This is a genomic window from Flagellimonas sp. ABD4_174 (assembly GCF_056160185.1).
Window position 1 is genome coordinate 1,995,907 of record NZ_JBSWWP010000001.1, and the last position, 17,545, is coordinate 2,013,451.

Below are 17,545 nucleotides of genomic sequence, written 5' to 3' on the forward strand. Positions count from 1 at the left end.
ACTATATTTGCAAAAACTTTTTTAACAATTATGACACTAATCAAATCAATTTCTGGAATACGAGGAACCATTGGAGGAAACACAAACGACAACCTTACTCCTGTAGATGCGGTTAAATTTGCTGCAGCTTACGGTACTTGGTTAAAATCGTATGCCAACAAGGAACATTTGAAAGTCGTAATTGGCAGGGATGCCCGATTGTCCGGGGAAATGATCCAGAATTTGGTGGTTTCCACATTGGTTGGTCTGGGCATCGATGTGATTGATTTGGGTCTTTCTACTACGCCCACTGTAGAAATAGCAGTTCCATTGGAAAAAGCTGACGGGGGAATTATTTTAACAGCAAGCCATAACCCAAAACAATGGAACGCTCTTAAGTTGTTGAACGAAAGAGGGGAGTTTTTGGATGCAGAACAAGGAGCCAAAATATTGGCTTTAGCGGAAAAAGAGGATTTTGAATTTGCTGAAGTGGACAATCTGGGTGAGATCACAAAGAATGATTCGTATATCGATATCCATATTGATGAAGTCTTGGAATTACCTTTGGTGAATGCGGAGACCATTAAAAAAGCCGGTTTTAAAGTTGTTGTGGACGGTGTAAATTCAACAGGGGGCATTGCTATCCCCAAACTATTGGAAGAATTGGGTGTAGAAGTGGTGAAACTCTATTGCGATCCCACGGGGCACTTTCCGCACAACCCTGAACCACTAAAAGAGCATTTGGGTGACATTTGTAAAAAAGTAGTGGAGGAAAAAGCCGATTTTGGCATTGTGGTGGACCCAGATGTGGACCGTTTGGCCTTTATAAGTAATGATGGCGAAATGTTCGGGGAAGAATATACCTTGGTCGCCTGCGCGGATTATGTGCTATCCAAGACCAAAGGGAATACAGTTTCCAACTTGTCGTCTTCAAGAGCTCTGCGCGATATTACCGAAAAACACGGAGGAACATATGAAGCAGCAGCCGTTGGAGAAGTGAACGTGGTGACCAAGATGAAGGCAAACAGTGCCATTATAGGAGGAGAGGGCAATGGAGGAATTATTTACCCAGAGAGTCATTATGGGCGAGATGCATTGGTGGGAACAGCGTTGTTCTTGATGTTGATGTCTGAGCGTGGAGGAACCGTTGCCGAACTCAAGGCCAGTTACCCCAGCTACTTTATGAGTAAAAAGAAGATACAATTGACTCCCGATCTGGATGTGGATGCCCTTTTGGAGGCCATGTTCAATAAATATAAAGATGAAGAGGTATCCACGATCGATGGAGTCAAGATTGATTTTCCAGAAAATTGGGTGCACCTGAGAAAGTCCAACACGGAACCGATAATACGAATTTATACGGAGGCTAAATCACAGGAAGAAGCCAATGCCTTGGCAGATAGAATCATTGGTGAAATAAAAGTGGAGGCGGGAATTTAGAACGCCGACACCCAATTGCATCCCTATTGGAACTTTTGGGGCATCTTGTCCTTGTGTTTCCAGCGTTTGTGGGTCCAAAAGTAATATTCGGGCGCTTCGTTGATGGATTCTTCAACAAGGGCCAAGAATGCTTTGGTAAGCGCAAACTCTTCCATTTCTTTTGGATTTTCGGTAATCAAAGAAAAGGTACCCCTGTAGTGGCCACGTTTTTCCTTGCTCACTTTTAAATATACGGCCGGTAGGTCCAATTTTTTGCACAGCATCTCGGCACCTGTATGCGCCGGAACGGTAATACCCATAAAAGGGGTCCACAACAAAGCCTTTTTTACCATTGGGGATTGATCGCTCAAAATACCGTACATGCTTAAATTACCTTCCTTTTTATTTTGGGCCACAATATCCCGGGTTTCCTTGGTGGTGATCAATGTAGTGCCGAATTTCTCCCGGATGTCCCTGACCAATTTATCAAAATACCTATTGCCTATTTTTTGATAGATGGCATATCCTTTTGAGGCAATGTGGGCATCTAGCGCAATTACCCATTCCCAACTGGCATAATGTGGGAACATGAGCATTATGCTTTTGTTCTTTGCTTCGAGCTGATGCAATACTTCCAAATTGGAAAAAGTAAACCGTTGTTGAAGTTGTTTGTTGGAAATGCCCATGGTCTTGATCATTTCCAAGAACATATCGCACATATGCTGGTAGAACTTTTTCTCTATCAAGATCCGTTCAGCGTCCGATTTATCTGGAAACACTAATTTTAAGTTACCGCGGACTACTTTTTTACGATAGCCGATTACTTTATAGAGCAGCACATATACGCCATCGGAAATAAAATATATAATTTTAAAGGGAAGTCTGGAAATCAACCAGAGCAAAGGATAAACAAGGATATAAACTACCAGCTGCATAGACTATTCTTGTCTGCAAATATAGCTATATTTGAACCCAAACCTTTGTTTACATGCTCAATTTACATATTGCGACCATTGTTATAATGGCAGCCAATGTTTTGGTATCCATCCGAGGATTCAATAGTATGGCTTTCTTTGATCGGTATAAGTTCAGTATCAGTGCAATTCAGGCTGGACAAAAGGAAAGAATGGTCTCGTCGGGATTTTTACATGTGGATGTATCCCATTTGTTCCTGAATATGTTCACCTTGTATTTTTTTGCCCCGGTGGTTATAAGTTGGTTGGGGTCGGGAAAGTTTTTGATCATTTATTTTGTGAGTTTGGTTGCCGGGAGTCTTTTGGCACTGTTTTTCCATAAAAACGAACCGTTTTATAGTGCCGTTGGTGCCAGTGGAGCGGTAATGGGTGTTTTGTATGCTGCCATTCTTCTTAATCCGGATATGCAATTGGGAATAATGTTTATCCCGATACCATTGCCAGCCTACGTACTGGGCATAGCTTATCTATTGTACTCCATATATGGGATGAAGAGCAGGCATGGCAACATAGGGCATACCGCGCACTTTGGTGGTGCCGTGGGAGGGTATGCGACCACTTTGCTTTTTAGGCCCGAACTTTTTGTTACGGATACATTGATTGTTGTTCTTTTGGCCATTCCCATAGTTATTCTTTTTGTTCTGGAGAAATTGGGCAAAATATAATTCAATAAAAAAAGCCTGGAACAATCCAGGCTTTTATTTTTTTGCGCTTTGTCGACTCAATTATCAATTGAGCAGTTCCGATACTTTTTCTTCCAGTGCGGGACCTCTAAGGTCTCTTGCCACTATAACCCCTTTATCATCCAATAAAAATGCTGCAGGGATTGCGTTGATATTGTACAATCGGGCAATAGGATCTTGGAAACGTTGTAGGTTGGAAATATGGTTCCATTCCAATCCGTCGGATTGGATGGCTTGGTTCCAATGGTCCGCATTGTTGTCCAAGGATACACCCAGAACATCGAAACCCTTTTCGCGGTATTTTTTGTACACCGCTACAATATTTGGATTTTCTGCCCTACAAGGTCTGCACCATGCTGCCCAAAAATCGACCAAGGTAAGTTTGGCATTGCTTGTTACATCGCTGAGGGCCAATACATCGCCGGAAGGCGTTGGGGCAGAAAAATCTGGAGCTATCGAGCCTATTTGAGTGGATTTTAAGTTTTCCAACTGTTCTGCAATCTGTTTTCCGGGCTCGGTCGCCTTCATTTCTGGGGAGAGCGCTTCGAACATGGAACGGATTTCCTCAACGGGCAATGTTTTGGTGGCCAATAAGTTTCCAATGATCAATACGGATACGTAGGCATTGGGATGCTCTTTGGCGTAGGTAGTGTTGAAATTTTTAGCGTCCTCTTGGAATTCGATGAATTCCTCGCGCAAAGCGGTTACCGTTGCAGTATCCCTCTGTTGTGCAGCTACGCGCATATCGTCCTGCATGGATCTTGCTCGCTGCGAAAGTTTGCGGGTTTCCGTTAGAAAGTCCATGAACATATCGTTTTGTTCTGTGCCCTTGATCTGAGCTTGATCAATACTGTCCTTTTGGAACTTTACCTCAATAGATCCATTCTCTACGATCACGGGAACATTGCCGCGAAGTTGGTCAACAAAAATATAGTGCATTTTTGGCTCCACTTGATTTCCGCTAAAACTAAAAAGTCCATTCTCCACTTTTACGGTGTCAATGTCCACCAATTGATTTAGGGAATCCGTGGTCTTTAAAAATATTTGGGTGCCGTTTTCGGTTTCCCCGGTTATGGTACCACTCAATGTATATCCTTTTGGGTCTGATTTACAGGAAGCTATAAATACGGCCACTAAGGATAGAACAAATAATTTTTTCATGTTTAATTGTTTAAGTCCGCTAAGGTATTCAATACTTATGGCAAAAAAAAACCCTTGGCTATTGGATGGGCCAAGGGTTTTTGGTAAAATTTTCTTAATTAGAACTGATAACGGATTCCAAGCGCAATATCAAAATCAAAATCGTTATCAAAGCCATCGTACCCTATAAGGCCTATTTCCGGTCTAAAATCCAAGGATAGCAACAAGGGGATATCAAAGTCGTATTCAATCCCGATATCACCTGCGGCAAAAACAAAAAGGCCGTCGTTGTCCTCGTCAAATCCGGGATAATCAAAATCGACGCTTCCCAGTCCTCCACCTACACCATAGTACCAGTTGAAGTTTCCATCCAGTTGATGCACCCATTGGTAAACTCCTGTAAGTTTAAAGGCGTCAAAATCCCTGCTGTCCCTCCAACCTAGGTCAAATTCGGCCCTGTTGTAACGCCCGATGGATTTTTGATAGGATATTTCGGCACCAAAACCATCACTATCGCCCAATCTTAGGCCAAGTGCATGTTCGGATATATTTTGAGCGCTAAGGTTTGCTGTAACAAACAAAATAAATACAGAAAATAATGTTGTAATCTTCATGAGTTTCTCGTTAAGTTAAAAATTAGAGATAGCTTTGTACTAGATTTACGATTGAAAAACATTTTTAGTTCCCAAAAAGTATTCCAAATTGGATAAATATTTGTTAAAAGACCTTTCCCAAAACTTGAAAGGCGAGCTCTTGTTCGATGATTTAAGTAAAGCGCTATATGCCACCGACGGCTCCGTTTATCGCATTTTGCCGTTGGCGGTGGCCTATCCTAAAAACGCGGAAGATATAAAAGTACTGGTTGATTTTGCCAATACCAACAAAGTTGGTCTCATACCACGAACGGCAGGAACGTCTCTGGCCGGACAGTGCGTGGGTCCCGGCATTGTAGTGGATGTGAGCCGATACCTTACCAAGATAGTTAGTTTGAACAAGGAGAAAAGGCAGGTTACCGTACAACCGGGTGTGGTTCGGGATGAGCTCAATCAGTATTTGAAACCGTTCGGCCTGTTTTTTGGGCCAAATACCTCAACCTCCAACCGTTGTATGATCGGGGGAATGGTCGGGAACAATTCCTCGGGGACTACATCGATACAATATGGGGTAACAAGGGATAAAGTGGTGGCCATGCAATGTATTTTGTCCGATGGCAGTGAGGCATACTTTTCGAGTCTCACCAAAAAGGAATTCGATGCAAAGAAACAGACCGATTCCCTTGAAGGAAGAATCTATCACAAATTATATGAAGAGCTTTCCAATCCCGACATTCAGGGCAACATAAAGGCAGAATTTCCGAAACCCAGTATACATCGAAGAAATACAGGGTATGCGGTGGACGAATTGCTCAAGAACAACATTTTTGGCGAAGACTCGGATGAATTCAATTTATGTAAATTACTTTCGGGTAGCGAGGGAACTTTGGCTTTTACTACCGAGGTTACACTTCAACTGGATGACTTGCCACCTCAGTTTTCTGCTATGGTGGCCACGCATTATAAAACCTTGGAAGATTGTTTGGCGGATGTGGCCCCAGTAATGGAACACAAGCTCCATTTATGCGAAATGATGGACAAAGTGATTCTAGACTGTACCAAAAACAATAGGGCGCAATCGGCCAACCGTTTTTTTGTGGATGGCGATCCTGTAGCCATTTTAATGTTGGAAGTAAAGGCCGAAACGGAGGAAGATCTCGAAAAACAGCTGGAATTACTCTTGAAAACCATCGCAAAGTCTGGGTTAAGCTATGCCAGCCCTGTTCTTTATGGGGACGACATCAATAAGGCCATAGAACTGCGCAAAGCTGGTCTGGGACTTTTGGGAAATATGGTGGGCGACAAAAAAGCTGTAGCCTGTATTGAGGATACCGCCGTGGCATTGGAGGATCTAAAGGATTTTATAGGCGAGTTTACCAAGATCATGAAAGGCTATGACCAAAGTGCGGTTTATTACGCCCATGCGGGTGCGGGCGAACTGCATTTGCGACCAATTCTGAATTTGAAAAAATCCGAAGATGTGGTCCTTTTCCGTAGCATAACCACCGATGTGGCAAAACTCACCAAAAAATATCAAGGTAGTTTTAGTGGGGAGCACGGCGATGGGATTGTACGTGCGGAGTTTATTCCCTTAATGATCGGGGAGGCTAATTATCAATTGTTAAAAAGAGTAAAGAGCTTATTTGATCCCAACGGTATTCTGAACCCCGGTAAAATTGTGGATGCCTACGCCATGGATGAATCTTTGCGGTACGAGGTGGACCGTGAAGAGCCCGAGGTAAAAACGCTCATGGATTTTTCGGACAGTGAGGGCATATTAAAAGCGGCGGAGAAATGTAATGGTAGTGGCGACTGCAGAAAGAGTCATCATATGAGCGGCGCCATGTGCCCAAGTTACCAAGCAACAAAAAACGAAAGGCATACAACCCGTGGAAGAGCCAATGCCTTGCGAGAATTTTTGACCAATTCCCAAAAAGCCAATCGTTTTGATCATAAAGAGCTTAAAACCGCATTCGATCTATGCTTGAGCTGTAAGGCTTGTGCCAGTGAATGTCCCAGTAATGTGGATGTGGCCGCGCTTAAGGCCGAGTTCCTGTACAATTATCAAGAAGCCAATGGATATTCTTTACGGAGCAAGTTGTTCGCCCATAACACTCGATTGAACGCATTGGGCAGTAAAATGCCCGGCATTACCAATTGGATGTACAAATCCAAATCGGTGGGTGCATTGCTCAAAAAAGCATCGGGGGTAGCCCCAGAGCGAAGCTTGCCGGAAGTAGGTCGTTTTAATTTTACCAAGCATTTAAAAAAACATCGGGTAAAACGCACGGACCTTTCCAAAAAACAAGTCATCCTTTATGTAGATGAGTTTGTTAAATATTTGGATATCCAAGTAGGTAAGGATGCGATTGAACTGTTGTGCAAATTAGGTTACGACGTTGAACTGTTTTATGGTGAAAGTGGCAGGACATATTTATCTAAAGGGTATTTAAAACAGGCAAAAAAACTGGTTGCCCAGAATATGGAGCGTTTAAAGGATATTTTGAACCGAGGTCTGCCCATTGTTGGGTTGGAACCATCGGCCATTCTATCGTTCAGGGATGAGTACCAGCGATTGTACGATGATAAGGAGCAATTACGGAAGTTGGCTTCCCAATCATTTTTGATTGAAGAATTCTTAGCAGCCGAAATCGCAGAAGGGCATATTACATCCGATAGTTTTACCGATGAGGAGAAGACCATCAAAATACATGGACATTGTCATCAAAAAGCATTGAGCAACCAAAAAGTAACTTTTGATATGCTGAACCTGCCCAAGAATTACAAAGTAACGATAATAGCATCTGGATGTTGTGGTATGGCAGGTTCCTTTGGGTACGAAAAAGAACATTACGAGACCAGCATGAAGGTGGGCAGCCTAAAATTGTTCCCTGCGGTAGCAAAGAGCTCGGAAGAGACATTGATCGCAGCGAACGGCACAAGTTGTAGGCATCAGATTATGGATGGGACAAAAAGGGAGGCACAGCACCCGGTTTCAATCTTGAGACAGGCCCTTGTCATCTAAAAAATCTCGATCGACACTTTCTTCTTCAATTTCGCTGATGTGCTCTTGGGTAATATCTTCGATATCGACCTCTTTATCGGTAATGGAGGCGATCAGTTCGTTCATGTTCATTTCCTTTAGGTCTTCGTCCACAAAGAAAGGAGAAAGTCTATCGTGGTTGTAATGGTAGACTCTCCATCGCTTAAAGGAATACTCCAAAGCAGTGAGGTTCTCAACCCAATCACCTGAATTTAGATAGGTGCAGCTGCCATATTTGTTCTGGTATATTTCTTTTTTTGGTTGATGGATATGGCCGCAGATCACGTAGTCGTAGTCGTTTTCAATGGCAAGCTCTGCAGCTGTCTTTTCAAAATTGTTGATATATTTTACGGCGCCCTTTACGCTATTTTTAATACGTTTGGACAATGAATATTTTTCGCGCCCCATTTTGGCCAGGCACCAGTTGAGGAAGCTATTGATCAAAATAAGAAGATCGTAGCCATAACCGCCCAGTTTGGCCAGCCATTTGGCATTTTGGATGGAAACATCAAATACATCGCCATGAAAAATCCATGCCTTTTTGCCGTCCAAGTTCAATACCAATTTGTTCATTATCTTAAAATTCCCCATTGAAGTATCACTGAACTTACGCAGCATTTCATCGTGATTCCCAGTGATATAGAACACCTCTGTGCCTTTGGAGGCCATGCCTATGATCTTTCTCAGTACCTTTAAATGTGATGGGGGGAAATATCTTTTACTGAACTGCCAAATATCGATAATATCCCCGTTCAAAATCAGTTTTTTGGGCTGTATACTGTTCAGGTAGGTAATAAGCTCATCTGCATGGCAGCCATATGTTCCTAGGTGAACATCCGAGATGACTGCTAAATCTATCTTCCTTTTTTTCAATCTGATAAGGTTTATTACAAAATAAAGGAGTGGGAATAACATAGAAATCAACACGAGGTCAATAATTTATGAGCATATCGTTAAAAAAATATCACCTAAGAATGAAATATGTTATAATAACATTAAGCCAAAGGCTTGTTTTTGAATTAACTTTGTAAGCTCTACCTTTGATGGCATCATATTTTATACCGAATGGCAGGAAATTCTTTTGGACAACTTTTTAGGGTTACCACTTTTGGCGAATCCCACGGAAAAGCATTGGGCGGCATTATTGATGGCTGCCCTGCAGGAATAGAATTGGACTTGGAGCAGATCCAATTGGATTTGAACCGAAGAAAACCAGGGCAATCATCCATAGTTACCCAGCGTAAAGAACCCGATACGGTAGAGATATACTCAGGTATTTTTGAAGGAAAGACCACAGGAACTCCCATTGGATTTGCCATTCACAATACCAATCAGAAATCAAAGGATTACTCTCACATCAAGGATTCGTACAGACCATCGCATGCAGATTATGTGTACGATAAAAAATATGGTTTCCGAGATTATCGGGGCGGAGGCAGGAGTTCTGCTCGGGAGACTGCAAGTAGGGTAGTGGCCGGTGCTATTGCCAAACAATTTTTACATGGTGTCCAAATAAATGCTTTCGTGTCGCAAGTAGGGGGCATGAAGCTGGATAAACCTTATCAAGAATTGGACTTTTCCAAAATTGAATCCAATGCAGTTCGTTGTCCCGATACGGAAATGGCCCAAAAAATGGAAGATTATATCAAATCCATTAAAAAGGAGGGCGATACCATAGGGGGTGTGATCACTTGTGTAATCCAAAATGTACCGGTTGGTCTTGGCGAACCGGTTTTTGATAAACTCCACGCCAAATTGGGCGAGGCCATGCTGTCCATTAACGCGGTAAAGGGATTTGAATACGGAAGCGGATTTGCCGGGGTTGCCATGAAAGGGAGTGAGCACAACGATGCGTATAATGCTGATGGTACCACCAAAACCAATCGTAGCGGAGGAGTGCAAGGAGGTATTAGCAATGGAATGGATATTTATTTTAATGTAGCTTTTAAACCCGTCGCAACAGTTTTACAATCCTACGAAACCATTAACAAGGACGGAGAAAAAGTTGCCACCCAAGGCAAGGGAAGGCACGATCCATGCGTGGTTCCAAGAGCTGTGCCCATTGTGGAGGCCATGGCGGCAATGGTATTGGCCGATTATTCCCTGTTGGCCCGTACCAACAAAATCTGATTGACCCATTAGGAGGTTTCCATACAATAAAGTATATTACCCTCAATAAATATACTTTATGAAGAAATTGGAATTGCACTGGCAGATTCTTATCGGAATGCTTTTAGGTATTCTTTTCGGATTTGCAATGACCCAAATTAGCTGGGGCAAGGAATTTGTATCTGACTGGATCCAACCATTGGGGACCATTTTTGTAAAACTTCTTAAACTAATTGCCATACCATTGATCTTGGCATCCTTGGTAAAAGGTATCTCCGACCTAAAGGATATATCAAAATTCAGAAATATAGGGCTAAGAACCATAGGGATTTACATCCTTACAACTGTGGTTGCTATTACCATTGGGTTATTGTTGGTTAACGTGATGAATCCAGGCAGTGGCATTTCCGAGGATACGGTAACAAAGTTAACTGACACTTATGCGGGAGATGCAGGTGTTACATCCAAAATAGAGGAAGCATCCCGACAGAAAGATAGTGGGCCATTGCAATTTATTGTAGATATGGTCCCCGATAATGCCATGGCGGCCATGACGGACAATGCTTTGATGTTGCAAGTAATATTTTTTACCATTTTCTTGGGAATTTCCATGTTATTGATAGGCGAGAAAAAGGCAAAGCCCTTAAAGGATTTTTTTGATGCCCTGAATGATGTGGTACTAAAAATGGTAGACCTGATCATGCTTACGGCACCCTATGCCGTGTTTGCCCTTTTGGCGGGAGTAGTGGTATCTTCCAGTGACCCCGATTTGTTACTGGCGTTGCTTAAATATGCCGGCGTAGTCGTTTTGGGTCTTGCCCTAATGATTGTTTTTTATGCAACAATAGTAGGTGTAGTTACCAAGAAAAACCCATTCTGGTTCTTAAAAGAGATCAGTCCTGCCCAATTATTGGCGTTCTCGACAAGCTCCAGTGCGGCCACTTTGCCAGTTACAATGGAAAGGGTAGAGGAACACATTGGTGTAGATAAAGAAGTGTCCAGTTTTGTATTGCCCGTGGGAGCAACCATTAATATGGATGGTACCAGCCTGTACCAAGGGGTCGCAGCAGTATTTATATCACAGGCACTCGGATTCGACCTTACTTTTGGAAATCAGTTGACCATTGTTTTGACTGCCTTATTGGCATCCATTGGATCGGCGGCGGTACCCGGAGCGGGAATGGTTATGTTGGTTATTGTATTGGAATCCATAGGTTTTCCTTCCGATAAATTGGCCATTGGTCTTGCACTGATTTTTGCAGTAGATAGGCCTTTGGACATGTGTAGGACCATTGTAAATGTCACTGGTGATGCAACAGTTTCCATGGTAGTGGCCAAATCAGTAGGTAAATTGGGAGAACCGCACGTGCAAGAATGGGACGATCATTACGATGAGGTGAAATAAATCAATCCAAGAACTTCGCTCTTAACTCAGGGGTCGGAATCATGCAGGACTCCTGTTTGCCAAACCATTTATAGCGGTTTTTTGCCACAAAATCGTAAATGCGGTTTCTTAAGGTTGCAGGTATCCAGGAGAATATGGCGGATAATTTCCATAATCCGCCCAAATGCTGTGCAATTTCCAAGGCAGCGTCGGACTTGGTATAATAGGCTACTCCCGGCTCGATGAGGATAATGGAGTCCACGGCAATGGTGTCTATATGGCGCTGTTTCAATAACTGTTGGCCCACATCACTCTGGAGTGCCGCATAGCGGAATACATCGTTTTTATCCCGTTTTATTACAAATTGGACAGAGTTGTTGCAGAGGTTACATACCCCATCGAACAAAATTATTTTTTTACCGTTTTCCATGCTATTGATGTATAGCTAGCATTATTTTATTGTATAGACCGCCTTCTTGTGGTTTTTGAATACCCTGGAATAAGTGTGCAAACTCCAATTACCATCTTTTTGCAAGACTACTTATTTCGAAATAAGGATTGCTGCGCAAAGATAGGACGTATTGGTGTCAAAGTACGAGCTGGTAAAGCAATATCTTCTGTTTGTTCACTAAGGCTCATATTGCTTGTTAATAGTTTCAATAGTTGGAGTTCTAGCGCTTTCAGCAATTCTACATTGTTCAAAATACATTTCAGGATAAGCTTCATTTGCCCAATCACTTAACATTCTTAAAACGGGCAAAAGTCCAACTGCTTTTTCTGTTAATGAATATTCAACTCTTGGTGGAATTTCTGCAAAGGACTGTCTTAAAAGTAATCCATCGTTTTCCAATTCTTTCAACTGATTAGTCAGCACCTTTTTTGAGATTGTAGGTATTAAAGTATTCAGCATCCCAAATCGCATAGAACCATTTGATAATAAATATAAAATAATCGGTTTCCATTTATTACCAATTATGTTCATCGTATGCACAAGGGAACAAGCATTCGGGTTGTCTATATATTTTCTTGCCATTAGTTACTTTTTGGTTACCACTATTTGTTCAGATGAAAGCATAATAGTTTCTTTATTGAACTAATATTAGTTTCTTTGTGAAACAAAAGTAATCAAAATTTTAAAATGAAAAATATTTTTATCATCAACGGTCATCAGAAATATCCGTTTTCAGAAGGAAAATTAAACGCAAGTTTAACTGAAAAAGCAGAAAGCTACTTTAAAAGTAATGGTTACATCATTAAGAAAACTACTATGGAAGATGATTATGATGTTACTGAGGAAATAGAAAAATTCAAGTGGGCAGATGTGGTCTTTTTTCAAACACCATTGAACTGGATGGGTGTAAGTTGGTCTTTTAAAAAATACATTGATGAAGTTTTTTCGATTGGAATGATGGGCGAAATGTCTGATGGTGATGGTAGAAGCAAAGAAGCACCGAAGAAGAATTATGGATTAGGTGGAAAGTTAAACGGAAAGTACATGATGTCGGTAACTGCTAATGCACCAAAAGAAGCTTTTAATAATCCAGAGGAACCATTTTTTAATGGAATGAGTGAAGATGATTTGCTAAAACCAATGCATCTTAATTTTAAGTGGTTTGGTTTTGAACCATTACCAACATTTATGGCATATGATGTAATGAAAAATCCAGAAATAGAGAATGATTTTATTCGTTTTGAAAATCATTTGAAAGCAAACTTTTAAAGTATTTATTATGAATAGACCAACACCAAAACATACAGCACCAGATTTACAGTTTCCATTATTAGACGGAAATCAATGGGTTTTAGCAGACCAAAATCCAGACAATTTTACTTTGGTTGTTTTTTATCGTGGGTTACATTGTCCACTATGCAAAAAGTATTTACAACAATTACAAGAATTGTTACCAGAATTTGAGCAAAGAGGTGTTAATGTAGTAGCAGTAAGTATGGATACCGAAAAGAGAGCTAGACTTTCTCGTCAAAAGTGGGAATTGTCTAATCTTACTTTGGGCTATGGTTTATCTGAAAAATCAGCAAGAGATTGGGCTTTGTATTTAAGTGCAGGTGTAAAAGATGGTGAACCAAGTGAATTTAGTGAACCAGGATTATTTTTAGTTGACAATAGTAATCAAGTTTATTATTCAGCCATTAACAGTAACCCTTGGGGAAGACCATATTTGCCGTCATTTGTAAAAGCAGTTGATTATATAGTTCAGTCAGGCTATCCTGCAAGAGGTGAAATGCTATAAATCTGTGATATGGATATTAAGACAAAAGAAAGATTGATAAAATTGGCAGAAGAAGAAATCCCAATTCATAGACATTTTGGATTAAAAGTTGAAATTGTTGAAAAGGATTTCATTAAAGTACGAGTGCCATTTAGAAAAGATTTAGTCGGTGATATTCGCACTAATCATTGGCACGGTGGAATTATTGCTACAATTTTAGATTCCGTTGGTGGCGCTATAGGAATTGCCAATTTCAATTCGTCAGAAGATAAACTGTCAACAATAGACTTGAGAGTAGATTATCTGAGGTTTGCTGATGGAAAAGATTTAATGTTTGAAGGAAAATTGGTCAGAATGGGAAATCGGATAATGGTCACCAAAATGAAGGCTTTCCAAGATGATGTTCTGGTTGCAGAAGGTAAAGGAGTATATAACTTTATAAGGGCATAAATTTTAAAAATACATGTTCCTTCTAAGCTGGGGCCCGTATAACACGTACCTACAGTCCGGACAGTTTATAAATTTCATCGGGAGTAAGTTCGCTGAGTTCAAGAACGTCTTTGCCTGAATTGGCCATTGCTTTTCTAATCAGGTAGTTTCCGGTTTTGTAACCAACGGCCTGTCTGCCATCGGGGTGTTGGAACATCCAATGTTGATAGTTCGCATTTAGGGGCAAAGACCTGATCTCTTCCGCCCACTGCTCCGCAATGGCTGCTTCTGGTGGGGTATCCGCTTCCATGGCTTTACCAGTATATTCCTCTGAGAAAACAACGGCCAAACCTTCGTTTATGGCAGCTGTGGAAATACCAGGCCCATATTTGTTGTCCTGAATGGCCCAACCTCGGTACAAATGGTGAAATTCATGATAAATTGTGTGTTTTAGAGCTACATGCACGGCATTGGTAATGCCCCCTGGATATTTATCAGAGATTTGAATTAGAACCAAGGGAGGGGAATTGGATTCGGTACGTCCGGTAACACCTCCGACCACATCAAGGTCCCAATCCACAATTTCCAAGGATACGGTTATACTGTCCGGTAGGGTCGGTATTAGGGCTCGAATTTCTTGTTCCGATTCCAGTACTGTTTCTCGAATGAGTTCTTTTTCCGATGTGGTAAATTTTGCCCTATCTTCGGTAAAGGTGACCATGGAACTTGATACTTCTGTACTGTTCGGGCTCTTCTTGCAATTGCTGATAACTAATAACGCAAAAAGGAATAATAGGATTTTGATTGATCTCATTGATGTTCGTTTTACTTGTAGACTCCATAGCCCCAATAATGTTACATCCAAAGAAAAAGACATCAAAACCGGACATGATGTGGCCAATCATCAGAACGTATGAGAAAATTAGATTTCTCCATCGATACTTTCCATTTCATGTCGAAATGACCTTGAGGGTGCTTTTACAGTAGCGTGCTGCGATTCCTCTTATATATGTTTTTTTAATAGAAGGGAATTAGGTTTAATTAAAAAAAGAAATCAAATATTGACTGTAGAGAACTGGATTAGGACCTTACATAGGATATATTTATAGCAGCAGATTAGTTTTCTCTTATCCAAAGCGGTGCACCATCTTCCCATTTATTATGTGTTAATCTAAATCTCTCTCCATCCAATATTCTTATTGCTGTAATTTCGCCATACATCTGAGGGCTGAAAATAAAAGGTTGAACTATTGGTTGTTCATCATTAATACCAAATTCCTCTGAGGAATAAATTAACCATTCACCATCAGGTGAAAAATGGGCATGTCCTTCTTGACCAGAGTACATTGTTAATTGCCTTGGTTTACTCCAACCATTGCTCGTCCTCTCAACAATAAAAATATCCATTGTTTTGATCACACCATTTTTTTCAGTACCATTTACGTCAGAACAGTATGCGATTTTATTGCCATCGGACGAGATTACAGGGAATGTTTCCTTATCCGGGCTATTTGTTATATTCGTGGTGGTTCCATTTTCTTCGATATAAATATCCATATTGCCCGATCTTCCACTTCTATAAACCAGCACCTCATTGTCTCCGGAATAATCAGCAAATCCCGTGTTGCTTTCCAGATCGGTTACTCGCTCCAAAGTTTTGTTTTCAAAGTGATAGCGATAAACACCTCCTTTAGCATGCGGGCTTAATCTAAAGCCACCTACGGAGAATTGAAGGTACTTCCCGTCTGGAGTAATCTTGGCATCAATAATATTTGAAAATTGCGGATTGAATTCCCCATCAGGTTGAAAGTTGAAGATATGCTTTACTTCATTGGTGGTATAATCAACCGCATAAAAATCTTTGTCGGTTTTAAAAAATGAGGATAACATTAGCGAAGCATATAAAACTATAAAGGCATAAGGAATAAACATCAAAGTGTAACATTTATACAATGAGGCGATAGGTTTTCCAGCCTTCTTCCTTTGTTTGAAAAGGTAATAGGTTAGTACTCCCAATAGAAAAAGTATAGCAGCAAAAATTGCCAAGAACGGTTGTACTTCATCTAAAGGCAATAGATTTGTGAACAGCTGATCATTAGTGGATTTAATAAAGTAAACTGCAATAGCAATTGCCACCAAAGAGAATATGAGATGTTTCCAGAAGGCAATGGTCTTCCTATGTTTAACGCTTTTATAAATCCCCAACAACAGCCAAAAAATGGCGAGAATGGGTATCAACAATACTATATAAGCATAAGACGTTAGTGATTCTTGAAAATTATTGACTTCAGAAACATCATATATAATTTTTCCATCGGGAGTTCCTGGCGCAGCGAAAGCACGTCTAACACCATATAATGAAAGTACCTTGTTAGGAACATCATTAACCAATTGAGGGCTGTTTGCTACCAATAGATCTCCTGTAAAACTATTAATATTTGTAGGTTTTTGCTCTGGAGTCTTACCTCCGTGATAAATCAAAATTCCTGATTCATGATAGTCTACATTCAACATATTCATTTCCCTAATTAGGGTGGTGTCAATATCTTTTGAGCTAGGATCGAGCCCTAGTATGGAAAAACCGTTGGGTCCGTCTACGAAACTTGTAAATAATATGTGACCATCAGATTTCACTAAAGGGGATAAGCAAGAGTAATTGTCGGGCGAAATTTGCATAGAATTCTCACCAGTATTTGACATTTTATAGAGCCTTGAGGATTCATGTCTATTATCCGAAAGTTGATTGGAAGAATAATAAATAATTTCCTGATCATCTGTGGACCAAACTGGGCTTCCATCCCAGTTTTCTGAATTTGTCAACCTTTTGGTATGGGTACCGTCTGCATTCATTACATAGATATCCCCAAAACGTTGCATCGCAAAAACAAATCTCGGGTCGGGTTTGGTATCATGACCTCGGTCGCTTGAAAAGGCGATAAATTTTCCATCATTTGAAAACTTAGGTCTGAAATCTCCTCCTGGATCATTGGTGAGGTTCACGGCCTCCGAAATGTCCAAGGTGTCCAAAGGTGAAAAAGGAAGTAAATAAATATCTGAATTGCCTTCATGGGTAGATACAAAAACTATGTTTTCCCCATCAGGAGAAAAATCCACTTGGTCTTGCATGGAGTGACTAGTTACCAAGAGTCTGGGAATTGAATCTTCCTCCGTACTTTTGATATACAATTGTGGACGACCATTTCGTTCCGAGGTAAACACTATCCATCTACCGTCAGTAGAAATTTTTGCATCGTAATCCAAACTTTCATGATCGGTAAATTTTGAGAAGGTTTTACCGTCATCTTTGGATATGTAGATATCCCATCCTTGAGGCCTAAAGGAAGAATAAAAGATGTTCTCTTGCGCTTGAGATAAATTTCCCAAGGTTATGAGAAAGACAATAAATAATCTTACTTTTTTCATTGGTTTTAATTTGTAGTTAACGGTTTTGTGTTTGACCCGTTGCGGAAAACCAGCTATGATTTTTCGCCATAACCGAAAGATGACAAATTACAATGAGTTCCAATTTGGAAATTCAACCGTTATTGTGCTTGCAGGTTGATG

General features: G+C 40.8%; 16 protein-coding genes. 8 read left to right on the forward strand and 8 right to left on the reverse strand.

Annotation, left to right across the window (positions count from 1 at the left end; translation table 11 throughout):
• Nucleotides 1-30: 30 nt before the first annotated feature.
• The gene (gene glmM / locus ACXAFK_RS08735) at nucleotides 31-1,419 is read left to right on the forward strand and encodes a phosphoglucosamine mutase (RefSeq protein ID WP_474957477.1); all 1,389 of its coding nucleotides are present in this window, start codon (nucleotides 31-33) and stop codon (nucleotides 1,417-1,419) included.
• Nucleotides 1,420-1,442: 23 nt separating this feature from the next.
• Here glmM and ACXAFK_RS08740 read toward each other — a convergent pair whose 3' ends face one another.
• A complete protein-coding gene (locus ACXAFK_RS08740) occupies nucleotides 1,443-2,333 on the reverse strand; it encodes a lysophospholipid acyltransferase family protein (RefSeq protein WP_474957478.1) in 891 nt (296 codons plus the stop codon).
• 53 nt (nucleotides 2,334-2,386) lie between these two features.
• Between ACXAFK_RS08740 and ACXAFK_RS08745 the strand changes: the two genes are divergently transcribed.
• A complete protein-coding gene (locus ACXAFK_RS08745; protein ID WP_224836837.1) occupies nucleotides 2,387-3,037 on the forward strand; it encodes a rhomboid family intramembrane serine protease in 651 nt (216 codons plus the stop codon).
• A gap of 63 nt (nucleotides 3,038-3,100) precedes the next feature.
• Here ACXAFK_RS08745 and ACXAFK_RS08750 read toward each other — a convergent pair whose 3' ends face one another.
• Nucleotides 3,101-4,216, reverse strand: coding sequence for a TlpA disulfide reductase family protein (locus ACXAFK_RS08750; protein WP_224836838.1), 1,116 nt, complete (start codon nucleotides 4,214-4,216; stop codon nucleotides 3,101-3,103).
• Between the two features lie 98 nt (nucleotides 4,217-4,314).
• Nucleotides 4,315-4,809: a hypothetical protein gene (locus ACXAFK_RS08755; RefSeq protein WP_224836839.1), complete on the reverse strand. Its 495-nt coding sequence runs from the start codon at nucleotides 4,807-4,809 to the stop codon at nucleotides 4,315-4,317.
• 88 nt (nucleotides 4,810-4,897) lie between these two features.
• Here ACXAFK_RS08755 and ACXAFK_RS08760 point away from each other — a divergent pair, with 88 nt between their 5' ends.
• On the forward strand, nucleotides 4,898-7,813 hold the full coding sequence (locus ACXAFK_RS08760; protein ID WP_474957479.1) for an FAD-binding and (Fe-S)-binding domain-containing protein: 2,916 nt from the start codon (nucleotides 4,898-4,900) through the stop codon (nucleotides 7,811-7,813).
• Here the strand turns inward: ACXAFK_RS08760 and ACXAFK_RS08765 are convergent.
• Nucleotides 7,784-8,704 carry a UDP-2,3-diacylglucosamine diphosphatase gene (locus tag ACXAFK_RS08765; protein ID WP_224836841.1) on the reverse strand — a complete coding sequence of 307 codons (921 nt, stop codon included), beginning with the start codon at nucleotides 8,702-8,704 and terminating at the stop codon, nucleotides 7,784-7,786. The two genes, ACXAFK_RS08760 and ACXAFK_RS08765, sit on opposite strands and share 30 nt — an antisense overlap.
• Nucleotides 8,705-8,896: 192 nt before the next feature.
• Here ACXAFK_RS08765 and aroC point away from each other — a divergent pair, with 192 nt between their 5' ends.
• Nucleotides 8,897-9,961: a chorismate synthase gene (gene aroC, locus ACXAFK_RS08770; protein WP_474957480.1), complete on the forward strand. Its 1,065-nt coding sequence runs from the start codon at nucleotides 8,897-8,899 to the stop codon at nucleotides 9,959-9,961.
• Between the two features lie 58 nt (nucleotides 9,962-10,019).
• A complete protein-coding gene (locus tag ACXAFK_RS08775) occupies nucleotides 10,020-11,345 on the forward strand; it encodes a dicarboxylate/amino acid:cation symporter (RefSeq protein WP_224836843.1) in 1,326 nt (441 codons plus the stop codon).
• Nucleotide 11,346: 1 nt separating this feature from the next.
• Here the strand turns inward: ACXAFK_RS08775 and ACXAFK_RS08780 are convergent, their stop codons facing one another.
• Both ACXAFK_RS08780 and ACXAFK_RS08785 read right to left on the reverse strand, forming a co-directional pair.
• Complete coding sequence (locus ACXAFK_RS08780; protein ID WP_474957481.1) at nucleotides 11,347-11,754, reverse strand: thiol-disulfide oxidoreductase DCC family protein; 408 nt, start codon at nucleotides 11,752-11,754, stop codon at nucleotides 11,347-11,349.
• Nucleotides 11,755-11,952: 198 nt separating this feature from the next.
• The gene (locus ACXAFK_RS08785; RefSeq protein ID WP_252079816.1) at nucleotides 11,953-12,357 is read right to left on the reverse strand and encodes a winged helix-turn-helix transcriptional regulator; all 405 of its coding nucleotides are present in this window, start codon (nucleotides 12,355-12,357) and stop codon (nucleotides 11,953-11,955) included.
• Nucleotides 12,358-12,462: 105 nt separating this feature from the next.
• Between ACXAFK_RS08785 and ACXAFK_RS08790 the strand changes: the two genes are divergently transcribed.
• From ACXAFK_RS08790 to ACXAFK_RS08800, 3 genes are read left to right on the forward strand one after another with little or no spacing between them, the layout of a single operon-like run.
• Nucleotides 12,463-13,044: an NAD(P)H-dependent oxidoreductase gene (locus tag ACXAFK_RS08790; protein WP_474957482.1), complete on the forward strand. Its 582-nt coding sequence runs from the start codon at nucleotides 12,463-12,465 to the stop codon at nucleotides 13,042-13,044.
• A gap of 10 nt (nucleotides 13,045-13,054) precedes the next feature.
• Nucleotides 13,055-13,573 (forward strand): peroxiredoxin-like family protein, encoded by a 519-nt coding sequence (locus ACXAFK_RS08795; RefSeq protein ID WP_474957483.1) that lies wholly within the window; start codon nucleotides 13,055-13,057, stop codon nucleotides 13,571-13,573.
• Between the two features lie 9 nt (nucleotides 13,574-13,582).
• On the forward strand, nucleotides 13,583-14,002 hold the full coding sequence (locus ACXAFK_RS08800; protein WP_474957484.1) for a hotdog fold thioesterase: 420 nt from the start codon (nucleotides 13,583-13,585) through the stop codon (nucleotides 14,000-14,002).
• Between the two features lie 49 nt (nucleotides 14,003-14,051).
• Here the strand turns inward: ACXAFK_RS08800 and ACXAFK_RS08805 are convergent, their stop codons facing one another.
• Together ACXAFK_RS08805 and ACXAFK_RS08810 are read right to left on the reverse strand one after the other, a co-directional pair.
• On the reverse strand, nucleotides 14,052-14,795 hold the full coding sequence (locus ACXAFK_RS08805) for a DUF2268 domain-containing putative Zn-dependent protease (RefSeq protein ID WP_474957485.1): 744 nt from the start codon (nucleotides 14,793-14,795) through the stop codon (nucleotides 14,052-14,054).
• A gap of 302 nt (nucleotides 14,796-15,097) precedes the next feature.
• Nucleotides 15,098-17,404, reverse strand: coding sequence for a TolB family protein (locus ACXAFK_RS08810; protein WP_474957486.1), 2,307 nt, complete (start codon nucleotides 17,402-17,404; stop codon nucleotides 15,098-15,100).
• Nucleotides 17,405-17,545: the final 141 nt, after the last annotated feature.

Coding starts and splice junctions, on each gene's coding strand:
- ACXAFK_RS08800 (WP_474957484.1), top strand. CDS start 13,583: ATGGATATTAAGACAAAAGAAAGATTGATAAAATTGGCAGAAGAAGAA.
- ACXAFK_RS08775 (WP_224836843.1), top strand. CDS start 10,020: ATGAAGAAATTGGAATTGCACTGGCAGATTCTTATCGGAATGCTTTTA.
- ACXAFK_RS08795 (WP_474957483.1), top strand. CDS start 13,055: ATGAATAGACCAACACCAAAACATACAGCACCAGATTTACAGTTTCCA.
- ACXAFK_RS08740 (WP_474957478.1), bottom strand. CDS start 2,333: ATGCAGCTGGTAGTTTATATCCTTGTTTATCCTTTGCTCTGGTTGATT.
- ACXAFK_RS08745 (WP_224836837.1), top strand. CDS start 2,387: ATGCTCAATTTACATATTGCGACCATTGTTATAATGGCAGCCAATGTT.
- ACXAFK_RS08785 (WP_252079816.1), bottom strand. CDS start 12,357: ATGGCAAGAAAATATATAGACAACCCGAATGCTTGTTCCCTTGTGCAT.
- ACXAFK_RS08790 (WP_474957482.1), top strand. CDS start 12,463: ATGAAAAATATTTTTATCATCAACGGTCATCAGAAATATCCGTTTTCA.
- aroC (WP_474957480.1), top strand. CDS start 8,897: ATGGCAGGAAATTCTTTTGGACAACTTTTTAGGGTTACCACTTTTGGC.
- ACXAFK_RS08810 (WP_474957486.1), bottom strand. CDS start 17,404: ATGAAAAAAGTAAGATTATTTATTGTCTTTCTCATAACCTTGGGAAAT.
- ACXAFK_RS08780 (WP_474957481.1), bottom strand. CDS start 11,754: ATGGAAAACGGTAAAAAAATAATTTTGTTCGATGGGGTATGTAACCTC.
- ACXAFK_RS08805 (WP_474957485.1), bottom strand. CDS start 14,795: ATGAGATCAATCAAAATCCTATTATTCCTTTTTGCGTTATTAGTTATC.
- glmM (WP_474957477.1), top strand. CDS start 31: ATGACACTAATCAAATCAATTTCTGGAATACGAGGAACCATTGGAGGA.
- ACXAFK_RS08750 (WP_224836838.1), bottom strand. CDS start 4,216: ATGAAAAAATTATTTGTTCTATCCTTAGTGGCCGTATTTATAGCTTCC.
- ACXAFK_RS08755 (WP_224836839.1), bottom strand. CDS start 4,809: ATGAAGATTACAACATTATTTTCTGTATTTATTTTGTTTGTTACAGCA.